This is a genomic window from Calothrix sp. 336/3 (assembly GCF_000734895.2).
Lineage (GTDB): Bacteria > Cyanobacteriota > Cyanobacteriia > Cyanobacteriales > Nostocaceae > 336-3.
On record NZ_CP011382.1, the window covers coordinates 4,332,522 to 4,351,120 of the forward strand.

General features: G+C 42.1%; 13 protein-coding genes and 1 other RNA gene. 11 read left to right on the top strand and 3 right to left on the bottom strand.

The features are described 5' to 3' along the window. The first annotated feature begins 40 nt into the window (after window positions 1-40). From IJ00_RS18035 to IJ00_RS18045, 3 genes are all read left to right on the top strand, one after another. Complete coding sequence (locus IJ00_RS18035) at window positions 41-1,111, top strand: serine/threonine-protein kinase (protein ID WP_035155207.1); 1,071 nt, start codon at window positions 41-43, stop codon at window positions 1,109-1,111. A gap of 367 nt (window positions 1,112-1,478) precedes the next feature. After that, window positions 1,479-3,497, top strand: a complete 2,019-nt coding sequence (locus tag IJ00_RS18040) for a serine/threonine-protein kinase (protein ID WP_035159250.1) — start codon at window positions 1,479-1,481, stop codon at window positions 3,495-3,497. A 395-nt stretch (window positions 3,498-3,892) separates the two neighbouring features. Beyond that, complete coding sequence (locus IJ00_RS18045; RefSeq protein WP_035155210.1) at window positions 3,893-4,924, top strand: WD40 repeat domain-containing protein; 1,032 nt, start codon at window positions 3,893-3,895, stop codon at window positions 4,922-4,924. A 162-nt stretch (window positions 4,925-5,086) separates the two neighbouring features. Here the strand turns inward: IJ00_RS18045 and IJ00_RS18050 are convergent, their stop codons facing one another. Both IJ00_RS18050 and IJ00_RS18055 read right to left on the bottom strand, forming a co-directional pair. After that, window positions 5,087-6,109 (bottom strand): isochorismatase, encoded by a 1,023-nt coding sequence (locus IJ00_RS18050; RefSeq protein ID WP_035159252.1) that lies wholly within the window; start codon window positions 6,107-6,109, stop codon window positions 5,087-5,089. Between the two features lie 107 nt (window positions 6,110-6,216). Then, a complete protein-coding gene (locus IJ00_RS18055) occupies window positions 6,217-6,423 on the bottom strand; it encodes a hypothetical protein (protein WP_035155214.1) in 207 nt (68 codons plus the stop codon). A 349-nt stretch (window positions 6,424-6,772) separates the two neighbouring features. Here IJ00_RS18055 and IJ00_RS18060 point away from each other — a divergent pair, with 349 nt between their 5' ends. The 6 genes from IJ00_RS18060 (at window position 6,773) to IJ00_RS18080 (ending at window position 15,452) form a co-directional block, all read left to right on the top strand. Next, window positions 6,773-7,843 carry an ATP-binding protein gene (locus tag IJ00_RS18060; RefSeq protein WP_052754488.1) on the top strand — a complete coding sequence of 357 codons (1,071 nt, stop codon included), beginning with the start codon at window positions 6,773-6,775 and terminating at the stop codon, window positions 7,841-7,843. 154 nt (window positions 7,844-7,997) lie between these two features. Then, the gene (locus IJ00_RS18065; protein ID WP_035155217.1) at window positions 7,998-10,760 is read left to right on the top strand and encodes an ATP-binding protein; all 2,763 of its coding nucleotides are present in this window, start codon (window positions 7,998-8,000) and stop codon (window positions 10,758-10,760) included. A 101-nt stretch (window positions 10,761-10,861) separates the two neighbouring features. Continuing rightward, an RNA gene (rnpB, locus tag IJ00_RS27300) (RNase P RNA component class A) lies at window positions 10,862-11,280 on the top strand. 196 nt (window positions 11,281-11,476) lie between these two features. After that, window positions 11,477-12,196, top strand: coding sequence for a ribonuclease III (gene rnc / locus IJ00_RS18070; RefSeq protein WP_035155220.1), 720 nt, complete (start codon window positions 11,477-11,479; stop codon window positions 12,194-12,196). 101 nt (window positions 12,197-12,297) lie between these two features. Beyond that, window positions 12,298-13,302 carry a Gfo/Idh/MocA family protein gene (locus tag IJ00_RS18075; RefSeq protein WP_035155223.1) on the top strand — a complete coding sequence of 335 codons (1,005 nt, stop codon included), beginning with the start codon at window positions 12,298-12,300 and terminating at the stop codon, window positions 13,300-13,302. A 134-nt stretch (window positions 13,303-13,436) separates the two neighbouring features. Next, window positions 13,437-15,452, top strand: coding sequence for an NAD-binding protein (locus tag IJ00_RS18080; RefSeq protein ID WP_035155225.1), 2,016 nt, complete (start codon window positions 13,437-13,439; stop codon window positions 15,450-15,452). A 9-nt stretch (window positions 15,453-15,461) separates the two neighbouring features. On the opposite strand, the gene IJ00_RS18085 is transcribed toward IJ00_RS18080, so the two are convergent. Continuing rightward, complete coding sequence (locus IJ00_RS18085; protein WP_035155228.1) at window positions 15,462-17,108, bottom strand: ABC transporter ATP-binding protein; 1,647 nt, start codon at window positions 17,106-17,108, stop codon at window positions 15,462-15,464. A gap of 319 nt (window positions 17,109-17,427) precedes the next feature. Between IJ00_RS18085 and IJ00_RS29980 the strand changes: the two genes are divergently transcribed. Further along, window positions 17,428-17,553 carry a hypothetical protein gene (locus tag IJ00_RS29980; protein ID WP_256388810.1) on the top strand — a complete coding sequence of 42 codons (126 nt, stop codon included), beginning with the start codon at window positions 17,428-17,430 and terminating at the stop codon, window positions 17,551-17,553. A gap of 90 nt (window positions 17,554-17,643) precedes the next feature. Beyond that, window positions 17,644-18,441 carry a dienelactone hydrolase family protein gene (locus IJ00_RS18090; RefSeq protein WP_035159255.1) on the top strand — a complete coding sequence of 266 codons (798 nt, stop codon included), beginning with the start codon at window positions 17,644-17,646 and terminating at the stop codon, window positions 18,439-18,441. The last annotated feature ends 158 nt before the right edge of the window (window positions 18,442-18,599 follow it).

Here is an 18,599-nt window from a genome sequence, read left to right on the forward strand (position 1 = left end):
AGGTTTGTTTTTGTTCCACCTCACATAGTCGTGTTGCCAGATGAATTCTTTTCCTCAAAACGTATCAAGCTTTCACGCGGATATTCTCCAGAATACTCAGTTGGGACAATTGTGTGGTCAAGGAAATTTATTCCGCGATCGCTACGAAATCATCCGTATCATCGGTAGAGGTGGTTTTGGTGTGACATTCCTTGCTAAAGACGCGGTTTTGCCTGGAAATCCTCTGTGCGTGATAAAACAGCTATGTCCGAAAACTACTAATCCGAAAAGCTGGGAACGTGCCAGTAAACGTTTTGTACAAGAAGCAAAAATTCTTGGTCAGTTGGGAAGTCATTCTCAAATACCAATGCTACTTGACTATTTTGAAACCAATGGCGACTTTTATTTAGTTCAAGAATATATTCGTGGCACAACCATTGCCAGGGAAGTACGCCGTCATGGCTATAAAAAAGAAGCTGATGTCAAGCAATTTCTCTGGGAGATTCTACCAGTTTTACAATATGTCCATAAGCATCACGTTATCCATCGTGACATCAAACCACAAAATCTCCTGCGTTGCGAAGATGATGGGCGTTTAGTACTCATCGATTTTGGTGCAGTCAAAGAAGAATTAATCAATATCTCTACAAATCAGCCAGAAAAAACAGCTAGTACCCATTTTGTCGGTACCATGGGTTTTGCTCCCCCAGAACAATTTTCCCTACGTCCAGTTTATGCCAGTGATATTTACGCCATTGGTGTCACCTGTTTGTATTTGCTCACAGGTAAAGCTCCCTTGGAATTTGAGCATCACCATGAAACTGGAGAAATACTCTGGCAAAAACATATAGAAGTCAGTGAGGCTTTCGCACCCGTGTTGAGCAAAATGCTGAGTATGTCCCTCAAGGATAGGTTTAAATCAGCAGAAGATGTTATGTGGGCTTTAGGTATGGAATCACACATACCCAGTCTGACAGACTGCCTTGCGACTCAGAGATTAGCTAGCAATCCAATTAATACTGAGTCCGATTATTTGTCCCCCGTTGCTCGCACAGCTAGCGCCATTCGGGAATGGAAAAGCAAATTAAAATCTAGAAAAAATTACAACCGATTAATTCATCCTCATTATTAGGTATCAAATTAACAGTTTTTGAATTCCAATTATCTCTAAGACAACTCATAAACATGGGATTCAAGATATTTTATTTATTAGCAAAGGCGATAAATAATACTTCTATTTTGTTGAGTTGATCACAATTAGTTATCCACATCTCAAACCAGGGAAAAGCGAGTCATCAGAAAGACAGAAACTTTTCTCTGGTCTTTTGTATAATAGGGAAATCTTCCTTTCCAGGAATTATCCAGGGCAAATTATATCGATATGGGTAATTGGTGAGCGGTAATTAGTAATCGCAACAACTAATCACCAAAATATTATTTACCCGAAAACCAAATGATATTGAGTATAAAATAATCACGCAGTCCCGCTTCTTTTGATGATGATCTGCTGCCTAAATCCTGATTGCCCACACCCTTTAAATCCTGATGGTGAAAAAAATTGCCGAACTTGCAGTACTCCCCTCGTTCCCTTGCTGCGAAATCGCTTCCGCGTGATTCAGGTACTTTCTGATGAGGGGGGATTTGGTAGAACTTATTTAGCTGAGGATATAGATAAGTTAAATGAGCGTTGTGTAATTAAACAATTGGCACCCAAAGTCCAAGAAAATTGGGCAATGGCAAAGGCAATTGAATTATTCCACAAGGAAGCACAAAGATTGCAACAACTAGGAGAGCACCCGCAAATTCCTACTTTATTTGCCTATTTTGAGCAAGATAATTATCTATATTTAGTTCAGCAGTTTATTGATGGACATAATCTTTTAAAGGAATGGCAACAAAAAAAAAGGTATAGTTCCCGTGAAATCCAAGAAATCCTCTTAGATTTATTACCCGTTTTGAAGTTTATTCATGAAAGGGGTGTAATTCACCGCGATATTAAACCTCAAAATATTATTCGCCGCAAAAGTGATGGGCGTTTATGCTTAATTGATTTTGGCTCTTCCAAACAATTGACAGCCAGAGTTCAATTTAAGATGGGTACTTCTATCGGTTCCCATGGATATTCTCCCATTGAGCAAATTCGTGATGGCAAAGCCTATCCAGCAAGTGATTTATTTAGTTTGGGTGCAACTTGTTTTCACCTGCTAACAGGCACTTCTCCTTTTCAGTTATGGACGGAACATGGCTATAGTTGGGTGAAAAATTGGCGCCAATTTTTGAAGAATCCGCCCAGTGATGAGATACTCTTTTTGCTAGATAAGCTCTTAAGAAAAGATATTCATCAGCGTTATCAATCTGCCGACCAAGTTTTAAAAGATTTAGCAAAAAAACGCCATCTCCCGTTAAAACAGAGCAATGTTGGAGAGATTCCTCCACCTACTCAATCCTCATCTGTTTCTAGAAAATATGCACTTCTTCGGAATTTTTTCTTAATTGGTTCGGCAATCTTATTATTAGTGCTGGGAGAATTTTTCTATCGTCAGTCTCAACAAATGGAGAGTTTTGTCTCTTCTAGTGTGAGTCGGGGCACAAAGCCAGGTGATATCCTGAATCAATCTCATAATCAGACGATTGGTAATTTTCAGTTAATGAGAACGTGGAAATTATCAGGAAAATCGATTTCTGCCATGGCTATTAGTCCTAATGGTCAGACGGTGATGAGCAATAGTGATGACAATATTAAACTTTGGAGTGTCGCCACAGGACAGGAAATCAGTGTTTTCAGTGGACATCGTAACCGAGTCAATGCTTTAGTTGTCAGTCCCGATGGTCAAGTTTTGGTCAGTGGTAGTACCGACAGAACAGTGAAGTTGTGGAATTTAGCCCGGGGTAGGGAAATACGGACTCTAGAAGGTCATTTAGACTCGATTACGACTTTGGCAATTAGTCCTGATGGCAAGATGATTGCCGATGGAAGTAACGATAAAACTGTGAGAATTTGGAATTTAGCTACAGGGGAGGTGATGCGGACTTTTATAGGACATTCTGCTGAAGTCTCATCAGTAGTTTTTAGTCCTAATAGTTTTTTGTTTGCCACTGCTAGTGCGGATAAAACCATTAAAATTTGGAATTTCGCCACCGGTAAACAAATTTATAATTTAGTTGGACATTCTGCTGGAGTTACATCCTTAGCAATTAGTCCTGATGGCAAAATATTAGCTAGTGGTAGCAGCGATCGCACAATTCGACTCTGGAATCTGGCAACTGGTAAACAAATTCGTTCCCTAAACACCTCTGCTGAAGTGAAGTCTATTAGCTTTAGCCCCCATGGGCAAATTCTCGCTAGTGGGGGGGATGATGCCAAAATTCAACTGTGGAATCCCACCAGTGGAGAAAAACTATACACATTGGTAGGTCATTTAGGTACTGTTAACGCTGTAATCTTTAGTGAGGATGGTAAAACCCTGATCAGTGGTAGTCAAGACTCAACAATCAGGATTTGGCAGGTAGTTAATTAATTTTGATTTTTTTGTCATGACAAACAAATGTTAAAAAAATACCGGAGATTCTGGAAAATTACTGTTCAAATGAGTAGATGTTTCTATGAACTATGGAAAAAATCTGCTGCCACCTGACCCACTGTATCTAATTACACTTACTAGGGATGCACTAGACCTCTTGCAAAACATAGATTTTTGTCAGATAGAGAAAGAGACAAAGTTCAAATCTCCAGGTTTTACGGTTCCTTTCTCCTGACTTCTGCAAGCAGTCTCAGACGTTTCTAAACTTTGGAAACAGTCTATTACCAGGATTTTTGCAAAAAATCCGAAAAGTCAAGACCAAAATTTGTATCACTGCATAACAGTTGGGCATTTGCGTAGTCTGCAATACCTGTAAAAAGGATTGAGAAACAATGAAAGTATTAACGGGTGCGGTAATTGCGATTTTGGGATTTGGGGGGATGTGGTATTGGCAATCACCTCCAGCAGTTACGAGTGTATCTTCTGGGAAATCTCAATTAGTTGCAACTAAACCGTGGCAAAATTATCAAGCGGCTCACACACTCAAAGGACACACAGACTCAGTGTGGGCGATCGCTATCAGTCCCGATGGTCAAACGATTGCTTCTGTGAGTGGCGATCACACAGTTAAACTATGGAATGTGGGGACAGGAAAGCTGATTCGCACTTTCACAGGTCATACACAGTCAATTAATGCTGTGGCAATTAGTCCCAATGGTCGAATTTTAGCCTCAGCCAGTGCGGATAATACGGTGAAGTTGTGGGATGTCGCCACGGGGAAAGAAATACGTACCTTAGAAGGACATATTGCTTCTGTTCAATCCGTTGCTTTTGCTCAGGATGGAGCTACCCTCGCAAGTGGAAGTTGGGATCAGAGGATGAAACTCTGGAACGTAGAAACAGGAAAAGAAATCCGCACCCTCAAGGGAGATTGTCAAATTGTGGATGCGATCGCCATTAGTCCCGATGGTAAAACCCTAGCAAGTACGAATCATTTTGAGAATGAAGTCCAATTATGGAGCTTGGTAACAGGGACAAAAACTCAAACCCTCAAAGGACATGAAAACGTAATTCATGATGTCATCTTTAGTCCCGACGGTAAAAGTATTGCCACTGCTAGCTCAGATAAAACAGTTAAAATTTGGAATGCAGAAACTGCCAAAGAGATTCGCACCCTTGTGGGACATCATAATCGAGTTTGGTCATTAGCTTTTAGCCCAGATAGCCAAAACTTAGTCACAGGTAGCTGGGATAAAACAATTAAAATTTGGAATCTAGAAAATGGGAAAGAAATGCATACTCTCAAAGGACATACTAACCGTGTCTGGTCTGTAGCTTTTAGCCCGGATGGTAAGACAATTGCTAGTAGTAGTTTTGACCAAAGTATTAAAATTTGGCAAGCTGCTCCCCCAACCAAAAGTTAATTTCATCTTGGCAATTAGGTAGGTAATTAAGCGTCAATAAATTGAAGTTTGTAGTCAGGTATTTATCCCTTGCAAACTAATAATTTAGCAATAAATTGCTCACTACTAACCTAATTTTATTCTGCTCTCTTTCCTAATCTATATTTTTCATGAATCCAATATCTATTGGATGTCGTCAGTTGACTTAATTAAATGCATTCCAGCTTCGGCAAATCTATTAAAAGCTGTATCTGCGGCTGTGGTAAAGTCTACAACACCAGGAACTACAACCGGAGAAGTGCAATCTTCTAATAGGTAAACTTTTTGAGCTAATTGACTATCTATCTGCTGAATTTCCGTTAATAAATCATCAATAGTCCAGGCAACACAGTGACTTTTTGCTTGCCCTGCAATAATTATTTTGTCATAAGTCAATAATTGTTGAATTAATCTCTGATTCTTGCCAGCAATGGCTTGGTTATCAAATCCTATTAAAACCTCAGGACGAAGAACAGAATAGTTTTCTGTTAAGGAATTATCGCCTTTAATTTCAATTTGGGCTTGACTACTGCGAGCGATAGAATGGAAAAATATTGCTTCTTCTACCGCAGAGACTAAAGCATGACCAATTCCTCCTAACATGGAGTGATAAGGCCAAATGGTCAGAGGATATTTACCCTCTTGAGAAAGTTGTTTGACATAGTGATAGGCGTGCTTTTCTAGTAATTCATAGTCACCATGGGTGATACTATCTGCCACTGCGGGATTAACCTTCCAAGTACCATTTTCTATATCTGCGGGAGTAATATTTGTTGCCGCCGGAATTGGATGTTCCCCCGCAACATTTACCCAAAACAACGGATGGAAAATTTGCATGGTTGTGTGGGTATCCATGGTGGGAATAATCTGAGTAATTATCCCCAAATTTTTATAGATAAATTCACAAATTCTGATATTATCTTCGATGGCTCCCTTGCCTGATTTGCCACCGACAAATAACTCAAAATCAGGAAGACAAAAAGTATTTTGTACATCTATTAATAATAAACAGATGCGAGTTTTATCAGTGGATGCGGGTAAAATTTGATGCTGCTTTGCCCACTCACTGGCATCCGTAGCACGTTGTTGATAAGGTACACGCCAAACTTCTCCGACTTTTGCGGAGTTAAAGTGAGGAGGAAGAGGTGTAATTTTTTGACTAGTCATAATATAGCGATCGCGAATATTTTGATACAACTTATACCATTTCACTTTATTGGTATCATGATTTTTGTGAAATGGCATGAGTCCTATTGATATTTAATTTTGCCTAGCTACTTCCTCGGATTTACAAATAACTTGAGCAAATCTGTAATTGCCGGAAACGCGATCGCGATCGCTAAAGCAATTGTCAGAGTAATCGCTGCGGGAGTTCCTCCAGTTTCTACCAACGGTTTGATGTCGATTGGGGTGATGGGTGATGATTCGGTGGTTGTGGGGAAATTTTGGTTTTGTTGTTGTGATGTCTGTTGTAGTGCCATAATTGTTGTCGCTCCTTGTTGGGGTTAATAGTGCGAGTAACGCTGATGACACCATCATGACTTGATACCCAATACTTATAGGTAGACAGAAGTAGGTAAGATAATTGTTTAAAGTTTGTAGGCAAAAGTAGGGTAATGTTGTTTTTGTAGGGTAATGTAATATACTCACCTGGAGTATTATTCTTTTAAGCTTGTCATTGCGAGCGTAACGAAGTGGAGCGTGGCAATCTCATCAACTCGTTAGTGTTGAAGACTGTGGGATTGCTGAGTCGAAAGCGACACGCTACGCGGTAAGCGAAGCTACGCAATGACAAAACTATTATTTTTTAAGATATGAAACAATGTCTCAATGAATTCAAAAGAAGCGCTGGATTTTATAAATACGCTTTTGGTAGAAAAATCTCAAGTTGTTTTAAATGACTTGGAAACAAAAATATTTGTCGGTTGCTGGGAAGGAAAAGAATATAAAGATATTGCAGCAAATACTTCTTTTACCGAGCAGTATTTACGTTCTATCGGCTCGCAACTTTTCAAAAAAATAAAAGATGAATTAGGGATAAAAGTTAGTAAAAAAAATTTTATAAGTCCCATCGAGTATAAATATCAGCAATTAAAGAATTCTCCGAATACATTAAGTAATATAAATATTACCGAACCGCAGCCGCAATCTAATTTACAACCATCAAACTCGCATTCATTACCTGTAAACAACGGAAATTTTAACCCATTTCAGCCAACGAGCGGACGAATTAGAGAATCGCAATTTTTCTTTGCGAGAAATCATGATATTCAAGAGATATTCGATATTTTGAACAGTGGTAGTAGTATTGTTTTAATTGGGGAAGAGGGAATTGGTAAATCTTCTCTATTGGCAGCGATTTGTCGAGAAGCAAATAGTTATTTCATTTCCCAACGTCAGGCAGTTTTTATCGATTTGAATGATGTTGACAGCGAGGAAGAATTTTATAGCACTCTGTGCCATGAAATCGGGATAGAAGATTGTGTGGGGCAGATGTTAACTCGAAATTTACGAAAATATAAAATCTTATTAGCTTTAGATAATGTTGGTAAAATGGTATGTGATGGATTTACTCGCAATTTGCGCGATAAATTACGCAGTTGGGCAGAAGGAGGTGAACCATTAAAATTGGTTTTGGCAGCCCATGAATCTTTAAATGATTTATTCAATGATAACGAAGGAAGAACCTCTCCCCTTGCAGGTGTTTGTATGCCCAAACAGATATTACCGTGGGATGAAAGTGAGATGCGGGAGTTTATTCAAGAAAAATTAAACTTAACCAGGGTTGCATTTAGCGAGGAGGAAATTGTGGGGATAATTAATTCCACGAGAGGACATCCGAGACAGTTGATGCAATTATGCGATCGCCTTTATCGAGAGAAGATGAATTTTTCGTCCTAGTAAAGTCGAGAAGAACCCCACCCCAATTCTCGCAAAAGCTCGAATTTCCCCTCCCCGATTTCGGGGAGGGGACTAAGGGGAGGGGTAAAAATCCATGCAGCCCACGAATAATTAAAATTAAGCCCTTTCCGCAACAGAAAACGAAGCCAATGCCATGAGCAAAACACCTGTACCGCGATTAGATTTAGCACCAAAGCTGGAGCGTCCACTGTCGCTGTTGAATCCCCTTGATTATTTGCGGTTGTTGTATTGGGTGTTTTATTTTCCCCAGGCTTTGCGGTGGTATGTGGAGAATTTTGCCAAAGAAGAAGTCCGGTTGGAAAAGAGGAATGGGGTAAATTTATGGGTTTGGTTGCGGGAAAATCCCATTCAACGCAATCTATGGTTTCAAGGTTTATTACTTACTCTTGTTGCACCCGTAATTATTGCTGCCATATTTCAACAAATTGGTTTTCATGTTGATTGGTTTGGCGTGGCTTTAGGCGTGGCTTTAGGCGTGGCTTTTGGCGTGGCTTTAGGCGTGGCAGGAGGCGTGGCTTTTGGCGTGGCAGGAGGCGTGGCTTTTGGCGTGGCAGGAGGCGTGGCTTTTGGCGTGGCTTTTGGCGTGGCAGTCGGCGTGGCAGGACGCGTGGCAGGACGCGTGGCAGGAGGCGCGGCTTTTAGCGTGGCTTTAGGCGTGGCAGTCGGCGTGACTTTAGGCGTGACTTTAGGCGTGACTTTAGGCGTGGCTTTTGGCGTGGCAGGAGGCGTGGCAGGAGGCATGGCAGGAGTCGTGGCTTTAGGCGTGGCAGTCGGCGTGGCAGTCGGTGTGGCTTTTGGCGTGGCAGGAGGCGTGGCAGTCGGCGTGGTTATTCTGCGCCTGGAAAGCTGGTTTTTTGGGATATTTACAAATTTTCGATCGAGCCAAAATCCAAATTCACTATCCCGTATTACCCCGATTCCCCTACCTTCTCTGTCTCGGCATATAAATACATGGTTGCAAGAAGATTTAGAAATTGGTTTATACAATATCAATCAACTACTTGCCCATACTTTGCAATTTATTCCCGTCGTCAAAGTAGTTAATCGACAACTTGCCAGAACACCACTGGAACAAATTATTTGGTATACCTCTAAATTTGCTGAAAACCCTTTTGATTGGAAATTAATCTATGTTGCATCTGCTTCGTTAAATGCCAATATCCGGCAAGAGTTTATTAAAAAATTCTTCGATTTCCCGTTCTTTTTTTTTCTACGCAGTTTAAACAATAGACTTTTACATCAAATTAATACTGATATTCGCCTCGACACTCCACCCCACGCGACAGCAGCAGGATTCTGGTATCTCCACGAAAAACAACCGATCGCAGCAATACAAGCCTTTGCAGTAGTCCGATCGCTCCCCTATGGTGAGGAAATGTATACCCTCGCTTATACCCTAGCAATATCCCAGCGAACCAAAGATTTGAGCGCGATCGCCAATATCAACACCGAAACCCGAAATTTCCCCTTACCCGATACTCCCTTACTTCGTCCCGATACCTGGCAAGCAATAAACTCCCTCGATCGTGTTGTTGCTGATGCCAAAGTTATCCAAAACAGCACTTCCCGCGCTTCCCGTGCTTTTGCCCTCAACCGTGCAATTGGCGAACTCCTACAAATCATCGATAATCCCACAACTATCCCAGAAGCGGAACGGGGTTTAATTGTCGATATTGCCAAGAATTGGAAAAGTATCCTCGAAAAACAAGCGCTGGAAGTGGGACAGGTGGAAATCACCAAACCCGTGACCAATCCCTACATTGTCGGCGACCCGGTTGAGGGAGAATTATTTGTGGGACGGGATGATATTATGCGGCAACTCGAAGAATTGTGGCTGATGGGAACCAATATGCAATCTGTGGTTCTCTACGGACATCGACGCATGGGAAAAACTTCGATTTTGCGGAATTTATCCCCCCGATTGGGTGCAGGGGTAAAGGTTGCCTACGTTAACTTGCTGGGTGTGGGTGGTGCTTCCCAGGAAGGTGAGGTTTTGATGGCAATTAGCGATGCCATTTCCCACATCATGGACATCGAACCACCCAAGGACGAAGATTTATTAAATTTACCCGAACCTACTTTCAACCGCTACTTACAAAAAATCATCCAAAAAATTATTAACGAAGATAGTTCTCCAGCACGGGGATTGATTATTGCTCTGGATGAATTTGAAATCATCGAAGAATTAATCAGTGCAGGAAAAATCCCCCAAAGTTTCATGGGATATCTTCGCAGTTTAGTACAGATGAGTCCCAAAATTGGATTTATCTTGGCTGGTTTGCATACCCTGGAAGAAATGACCGCAGATTATTTCCAACCTTTATATGCCAGCTTTACCCCACCCATTAAAGTTAGTTTTATGGAATCTGGTGATGCTGACGTAATTTTAACCAATCCTGGTATCGATGATTTTCCCCTCGACTATACCCCCGCAGCGCGCGATCGCGTTTATCACTACACCTACGGACAACCGTTTTTGTTGCAATTAGTCGGGTTTCAGTTGGTGCGAAACTATAACGATAGGGTTTTTCGCATGGGACAAAAGCTCGATCCCCTCTTTACCCTGGATGATGTGGAAGCAGTAATCAACGACTCGGCATTTTTCCAAGGAGGTAGTTTTTATTTTGAAGGTGTGTGGAATCAAGCTAGGGAAGGAGACGCGGGACAGCAGGATTTTTTACAACAGGACATACTACAAGCTCTTGCTCCCCATCAAGAGGGTTTGGATTTGGATAGTTTGGTTGGGAATTTGGAATTTGATAGAGAAACCACCGAAGCAGCTTTGAAAACTTTGGTTCGTCACGATGTTGTGGTGGAAAAACACGGTAAATGGTTAATTGTCGTCGAGCTATTCCGACTGTGGGTACTAGGACTTAGATATCAACAGAAAATGTGAATATGATTTTGAGGAAAACCATCTCTGTAGAAATTCGGTGTTTTCTACCAGAAAAAAATCATGCGTTTAATCCACGGGAATGTCAAACTGGATATAAGGAAAGAGTAGGCGCAGGTGGTTGCAGATTCAAACACTGGGGATTTGGAATACCCGATACTTGGTGTGGAATCTGAGGAAAGTCCGGGCTCCCGAAAGACCAGACTTGCTGGATAACGTCCAGTGCGCGTGAGCGTGAGGATAGTGCCACAGAAAGATACCGCCTTTTTTCAGTTTACTGAAGAGGGTAAGGGTGCAAAGGTGCGGTAAGAGCGCACCAGCAACATCGAGAGGTGTTGGCTCGGTAAACCCCGGTTGGGTGCAAGGTAAAGGAACGACGGTTGGTCTTTTACCGGTTCCGCAAAAGAGAGCCGCTAGAGGCAACTGGTAACAGTTGTCCCAGATAGATAACCGCCCTTTTGTGAAGATGTTGATATAACATTTTTACAGATGAACAGAACCCGGCTTATGTCCGACTCTTTCCTCATTTAGTTTTGTAGGACTTACGCAAAAGTACAGTTTGTAGAGGCAATGTATGAACTGCACCTAGGTGAAAATTAGGGTTTCTGATATTGTTTGCGTAAATCCTGATTTGTAGCTCAAGCAATTAACTATATTAATTAGATTAATTAGTTGGAAAATCTGCAAATCTTTCTCATAAATCCATTGACTCATGACCAATGACCATCGCCTACCCCCGTCGTCAACGTCAGCTAGAAAGTTTAGTCAAAAAGTTTGGTTTAGGGGCAGATGCACCGATTCAGTGGCAGCTGCTAGATCTAGCTTTAACTCATCCCACTGTCTCTGAGTCTGCTAATTATGAACAGTTAGAGTTTGTGGGGGATGCGGTGGTGCGATTAGTAGCGGCAATTGTGCTGTGGGAAAATTATCCTGATTGCCCCGTGGGGGATTTTGCGGCAATTCGTTCGGTATTAGTTAGCGATCGCATTCTTGCCCAACTTGCCCGTTCCTACGGTTTAGAACTATATCTATTAGTGGCGGGTAGTGCGACGGCAGATCGAGTTGGTCAACAGTCCCGTTTGGCTGATGCTTTTGAAGCTGTACTGGGCGCTCTCTATCTTAGTACCAATAATTTAGAACTAATTCGTTCTTGGTTAGACCCCCACTTTAAACAATTGGCAGCAGAAATTCGTCTCGATCCAGCCAGACTTAATTACAAAGCCGCTCTTCAAGAATGGACACAAGCGAATTTTAAGGTTTTACCGGAATATCGAGTTGTGGAAACCAATCAACCCCAACATAACCAAGAACGTTTTATTGCTCAAGTTTGGCTCCATGGACGACAATTGGGCGAAGGTAAGGGACGCTCTATCAAAGCCGCAGAGCAAGCAGCCGCAAAAGTGGCTTTTCTATCCTTAAATTCTCAGGATAAACACTGAATTAGTCTGCATATCATAGTTCCAAGTCTAGAGTTTCTCACAATTGACGAAGCGATCGCCAGATATCAACCATTGACTATGGACTATATAATTTATGACTCATGACTCAAATTCAAGTGGCGATCGCGGGTGTGGGGCGCTGGGGCGTACATTTACTGCGTAACTTCCTGGAACATCCTCAGGTGGAAGTAATGGCGGTTATTGACCCGAAAATGGAACGTTTGGAGAATATCAAGCGTTTATATCAACTCAGTGATAGGGTACTGTTAACGACGGATTGGCAAGCCATTCGAGGTATAAAAAATTTAGGTGCAGTAGTGATTGCTACTCCTGCGGCTAGCCACTATGGTTTAATTACTGATGCTATAAATTGGGGATACCATGTGTTGGCGGAAAAACCCCTCACCCTCAATCCTCAAGAATGCGAGGAACTTTGTCTACTGGCAGAGCAGCAAAAATTACAATTAATGGTTGACCATACTTACCTGTTTCACCCAGGGATTACCCAAGGGCAAGCTGTCCTGGCACAGAAATATATTGGTGATTTACGCTATGGTTATGCCACCCGTACCCATCTCGCTCCCGTGCGTCAAGATGTGGATGCCCTGTGGGATTTAGCAATTCATGATATTGCCATCTTTAATACTTGGCTCGGAGAATCTCCAGTGAAAGTACGCGCGACGGGGCAAAGCTGGTTACAACCGGGATTAGCGGATGTCGTTTGGGTGACGCTTACCTATCCGGGTGGATTGCAAACCCAAATTCACCTCAGTTGGTTGAATACGGATAAACAGCGCCGATTGGTAGTAGTTGGCAGTAAAGGTAGTTTAATTTTTGACGAAATGTCACCCCAGGCACCATTAACGGTACTTCATGGTGAATTTGAGCAGCAGGATGGCTATTTTATACCAGTAAATCAAAGTCAGGAAGTATTGGAAATAGAAGGGGCAGAGCCTTTAAAACAGATGTGCGATCGCTTTGTTCAAAGTGTTATTAATAACAAACCGGTAGAAATATCTTCTGGCAGAGTCGGAACAGAGCTTGTGAAAATCCTAGCTGCACTGACACAATCCCTAGAAGGGGGAGGAATAGAAGTCGAAGTGTAGCACAGACAGGGGCTAGGGTGTTTCTTCTCACTGTTTTCCCTTACCCCTGTTACTCAGATTTTGGCAACAAAAACGCAGGATTAAAGTTATGATACTTCTAATTAAACCAGCATTTGATTGCTGAGGTGGCAGTCATGACTGTTAAAAATTCTCAACCAAATTTAGATAGGTTTTTGGTTTGTGGATTAGGCAGTTTAGGGCAACATTGTGTGGCAGCTTTAGGTGAGTTTGGTGTGGTTGTGAATGCGATTGATTTGCAACTTCCATCCCGTTGGTTGCTACCGCACACAGAAAATTTGATTACTAGTTTACTATTAGGAGATTTGCGTCAACCAGGTATTTTGGAAGCGGCAGAAATTAGGCGTTGTCGCGCAATTTTATTGGTGACAAATGATGAGACTGTGAATGTGATAGGTGCTTTTGCTGCCCGCAGATTAAATAGTCAAGTCAGAATTTTGATGCGTTCAACTAAGCATAATTTAAATGAATTGTTGAAAAGGCAGTTAGGGAATTTTGCCGCCTTTGAAGCTAATCAATTGCCCGCCCACGCCATCGCCTTGGCAGCCCTGGGAGAGGAAAAATTGGGTTTTTTCCAAATAGATGGACAAATGTTGCAAGTTGTCAAGTATTCTCTTCCAGAAAATCATAATTGGTGTGGGCAACCTATCTATCAGCGTCAAAGTCATCATCGTTTAGTTTTGTGTCATTTCAAGCATGACAAAACCGTGAATGAAGCAAATTTTTACGGATGGGAAGAGGAGGCGATCGCCACACCGGGAGATGTGATTATTCGTTTAGAAATAGCAAACACTAGAAATCATAGTGGGAGCCAAGAGTCTTTCTGGGAGGGGATAAAGGAGTTTTGGCTACGTATCAAACCATTGCTCAAATTGGCGAATTTGCGTCACTGGTGTGTGCGGTTGTGGCGATCAACGGCAGAGCGCCCCATTCATCGAGTCATAATTGTTGCTGGTGTCACAGTTTTCTGTCTCCTGATTCTGGGTACTTTATTAATGAGCATTACCCATCCGGAATTTACCTGGGAAGCTGCTTTTTATAACACTATAATTTTTTTGTTAGGGGGTTTTGGCGATCAAATTGGTGGTTGGCAAGCGAAATTTCCCCAACCTTGGTGGTTGAATTTATTCGGTTTATCTTTGACGATTGTGGGGACAATTTTTGTCGGTATTTTGTACGCTACCCTGACAGATATGATTCTCAGTTCCCGCTTTGAGTTTACAAAACGACAACGTTTACCGAAACAGGGACATATTGTATTAGTGGGATTGGATAGTTTAGGTAAAAGTGTGGCTGATGTGATGACTAGTTGGAAGCAACCAATGGTGGGAGTCATCAATTCTCGGCAACAGGAACCCCTACATCTTCCCCAATTACCTATAGTCTGTGGTGACTGGTTGCATAGTTTAAATAAGGTACGTTTACCCAAGGCTTTAAGTTTGGTTGCAGCAACGGAAGATGAGATTACTAACTTAGAAATTGCCTTAATGGCGCGTTATTTGAATCCTACAATTAATTTGGTAATTCAGACCGATGACCCAGCTTTTAGTGGCAACTTAGCAGAGATTTTGCCAGAAGTAAAGGTGATGTGTGTGAATGCACTAGCTGCGGAAGTTTTTGCTGGAGCAGCATTTGGAGAGAATATCCTGAGTTTATTTCGACTGGGCACACAAACTATTTTAGTTACGGAATATGCCATTGAAATCAACGATACTCTTAATAACTTGATGTTATCCGAAGTTGCCTATGGCTATGGAGTTGTGCCGATTTTATATCAAAAACAACAGCAAAATGCTAAATTTTTTCCACCCTTAGAAATCAAGTTAGGAATTGGCGATCGCCTAGTCATACTGGCAACTATTCATGGTTTACAACGCATCGAAAAAGCAGAAATTGCTTCTCGCCTATGGACTATTGAGGTAGAATCAGTCGCAAGTCATGCTGCAATGTTTGAGTCGAGGGGAGCGATCGCCAGAATTACAGGTTGTGAATTGCAGTTTGCTGGAGAGTTTCTGGAAGATTTACCAGGAGTTTTCCCTTTGTTGATATATAAACAACAAGCACAGCATTTAATTAGAGAACTCAGAGTAATGGGAATATCTGCAAGGTTAGTCAGGAAAGTTACATCATGAAACCTTATCCTACTGCTTTGCCAACAGAGGTGCAGCACTTAGCAGAGTCTGAGTATAGGAATGTTGGGGATGGGCAAAGATTTTTTGGGTTTCGCCAATTTCCACAATTTTACCGCCATGCATCACCGCAATGCGATCGCACAAAAATCTGGCTAACCATAAATCATGGGTAATAAACAAATAGGTGAGTTCAAACTCGTCTTTCAACTCCAGCATTAAGTCTAATACCTGGGATTGCACACTGGCATCCAGCATACTGACAGGTTCGTCGGCAATAATTAATTTGGGGCGAGTAATTAATGCTCTGGCGATCGCCACCCGTTGTTGTTGTCCCCCGGATAGGTCAGAGGGGTAACGCTGATAATATAATTCTGCGGGTTTTAATCCCACCCGTTCGAGCATAGCTAAAACCTGTGTTTTTGCCTCCTGGGGCGTTGCCATCCCGTGAATGAGGAGGGGGTCAGCGATACTCTGTCCGACGGTCATAGCAGGATTTAAACAGGCATGGGGGTCTTGAAATACCATCTGCATCTGTCGGCGTTGCTGACGCATTTCCTGACGAGATAAACTGGTTAACTCTGTTCCCAGAAATTCCACATGACCATCGGTAGGGCGAATTAACTGTAAAATTGTCCGCGAGAGGGTGCTTTTTCCACAACCAGATTCACCAACTAAACCGAGAATTTCCCCAGGATAGAGTTCTAAGTTAATTCCATCCACTGCTTTGATGGTTTGATTTTGCCCTTTAAATAACCTTTCCAGAAAGTTCGCTTCAATGGTGTAGTGTTGCTTCAGTTCCGTGATTTTTAAAATCGGGGTTTGGGAATTGATAGCAGGTAATTCTGTTTCTGTGTCTTCTGTAATCGCTTGAATATGTAAAGCTGCCTTTAGGAGCGATCGCGTATATTCATGCTGGGGATTGTGAAATACAGAATTGGTGTCTCCCATTTCCACCATTTTGCCCTTATACATCACCCCGATGCGATCGCAGTATTCCGCCACCATAGCTAAATCATGGGAAATTAACAGAAGTGCCATGTTATCTTCGGCACAGAGTCGTGTTAGTTCCTGTAATATCTGCGCGGAAACCGTCACATCTAAACTAGTAGTCGGTTCATCAGCAACAATCATCTTAGGATTGAGGAGTAATGCGAGGGCGATCGCTACCCGTTGTCGCATCCCACCGCTAAATTCATGGGGGTATTGATTCCAACGACTGGCAGGAATTTTTACCTTTTCCAAGGTGGCGATCGCCTTTTCCTTCGCTGCTTTGGTGGATAATTCTGGAGCATGGGCTTTCAGTGTCTCTAAACAATGATTACCAATAGTCATCAAAGGGTCAAGACGTGTCATCGGATCTTGAAACACCAGTGCGACGACTTCACCCCGAAATTTCCGCATTTCTGGGGGAGCTAAATCTAATACTGACTGCCCCTGAAAAATTACTTTCCCTTCTGTCCGAGAACCCCCAGGTAGCAAGCGCATAATTGCCCGTCCCAGGGTCGATTTACCACACCCGGACTCCCCCACAAGACCCATTCTTTCTCCCTGTTGCAGAGCAAAGGAGACATCATCTACAGCCCAGCCTTCTGCTTCGGTATCACGTTGGGGATAGGCTACCCGGAGATTTTCAATAGAAAATAAAGATTCACTCATGGGGAAATTTTACTACTAGCTGTATTTATAAAAATCAAATTCTAGCTAATTTAGCAGATTCTCCTTGATTTCTGTAAGCAAAACTTACCTTCAGGCTGAAAAGTACTTTTCTCAAGTAGAGTCACTACCTGCTAGTAAAGTGTCAAGAAAAAAATCACGGCTTGACTTGTGACTGATTCTACCCCTATAGTCCAAAGACGAGGAGCAATTTCTGCCCTTTCCATGTGTTTTTAACTACGCATCGTCCCTAAAATCACCAGGCGATCGCCAACTTAATTCCCAATCACATTCATTAATTCTGTCCCACTACTTCAAAATTATGGGTCAATCATCAACTCCAATCATCGATATTCTTGGTAGCTGGCAAGATTGGGTAACTGTTTTTGCTTATTTGGGTTTAACAGTATTCGTGATTTGGGGTATTCTGAGTAAATCTGGAAAATAGGCTTGCTTGCTCATTCAGAAGGCTGGTGATTGTGCAGATACAGTGACTAGCAAAGCCAATAAACAAGATACGGGGATTTCTTTGGCAATGATAAAACATTTATTACCTAGTTTAGTTACTCCGGCAATTGTGGTCATGGCATCTATTCCAGCATTTGCCGCCATTCAAACGAAAACCATTGAGTATAAACATGGTAATACCATATTACAAGGTTACTTAGCCTACGATAATGCAATTAAAGGCAAGCGTCCCGGTGTATTAGTAGTGCATGAGTGGAATGGGTTGCAAAGCTACGCGAAAAAGCGCGCTGAACAGTTAGCGAAATTGGGATACGTCGCATTCGCTGTGGATATGTATGGTAAGGGTATCCGTCCCCAGAATCCAGAAGAGTCAGGAAAACAAGCAACTATTTACCGCAAAGATCGCAAATTGATGCGCGATCGCGTCACTGCTGGGTTACAAGTTTTACAAAAAAATCCCCTAACTGATGTCAAACGAGTTGCCGCCATTGGTTACTGCTTTGGAGGGGGTACGGTTCTGGAACTCGCTCGCAGTGGTGCAAATATTGCCGGGGTGGTGAGCTTCCACGGTAACTTGGATACACCTAACCCCAAGGATGCCAGCAATATCAAAGCCAAGGTACTAGTATTACATGGTGCGAATGATACCTACGTACCCCAGGAGCAGGTTCAAGGGTTTGAAAAGGAAATGAAAGATGCCAAAGTTGATTGGCAGTTAATTTCCTACGGTAATACAGTACATAGTTTTACCAATCCCGAAGCCGGAAATGACCCATCAAAGGGTGTTGCTTTTAACCAATCCTCAGACAAGCGTTCTTGGCAAGCAATGAAGCAGTTCTTTGCAGAGATATTTCAATTGGGTAAATAACCTGAGTTCGGGTTAAGCAGGTTGAGGTAAAATTCAGTCCAATTGACGATATCCGGGAAAACTTTTGATATTGTGACTAAATCATCTTTAAATGCTTAATTTAACTCCATTTCTTCGGCTGATAGACGGAAACTTTCGGGTTAATCATATAGTTACTC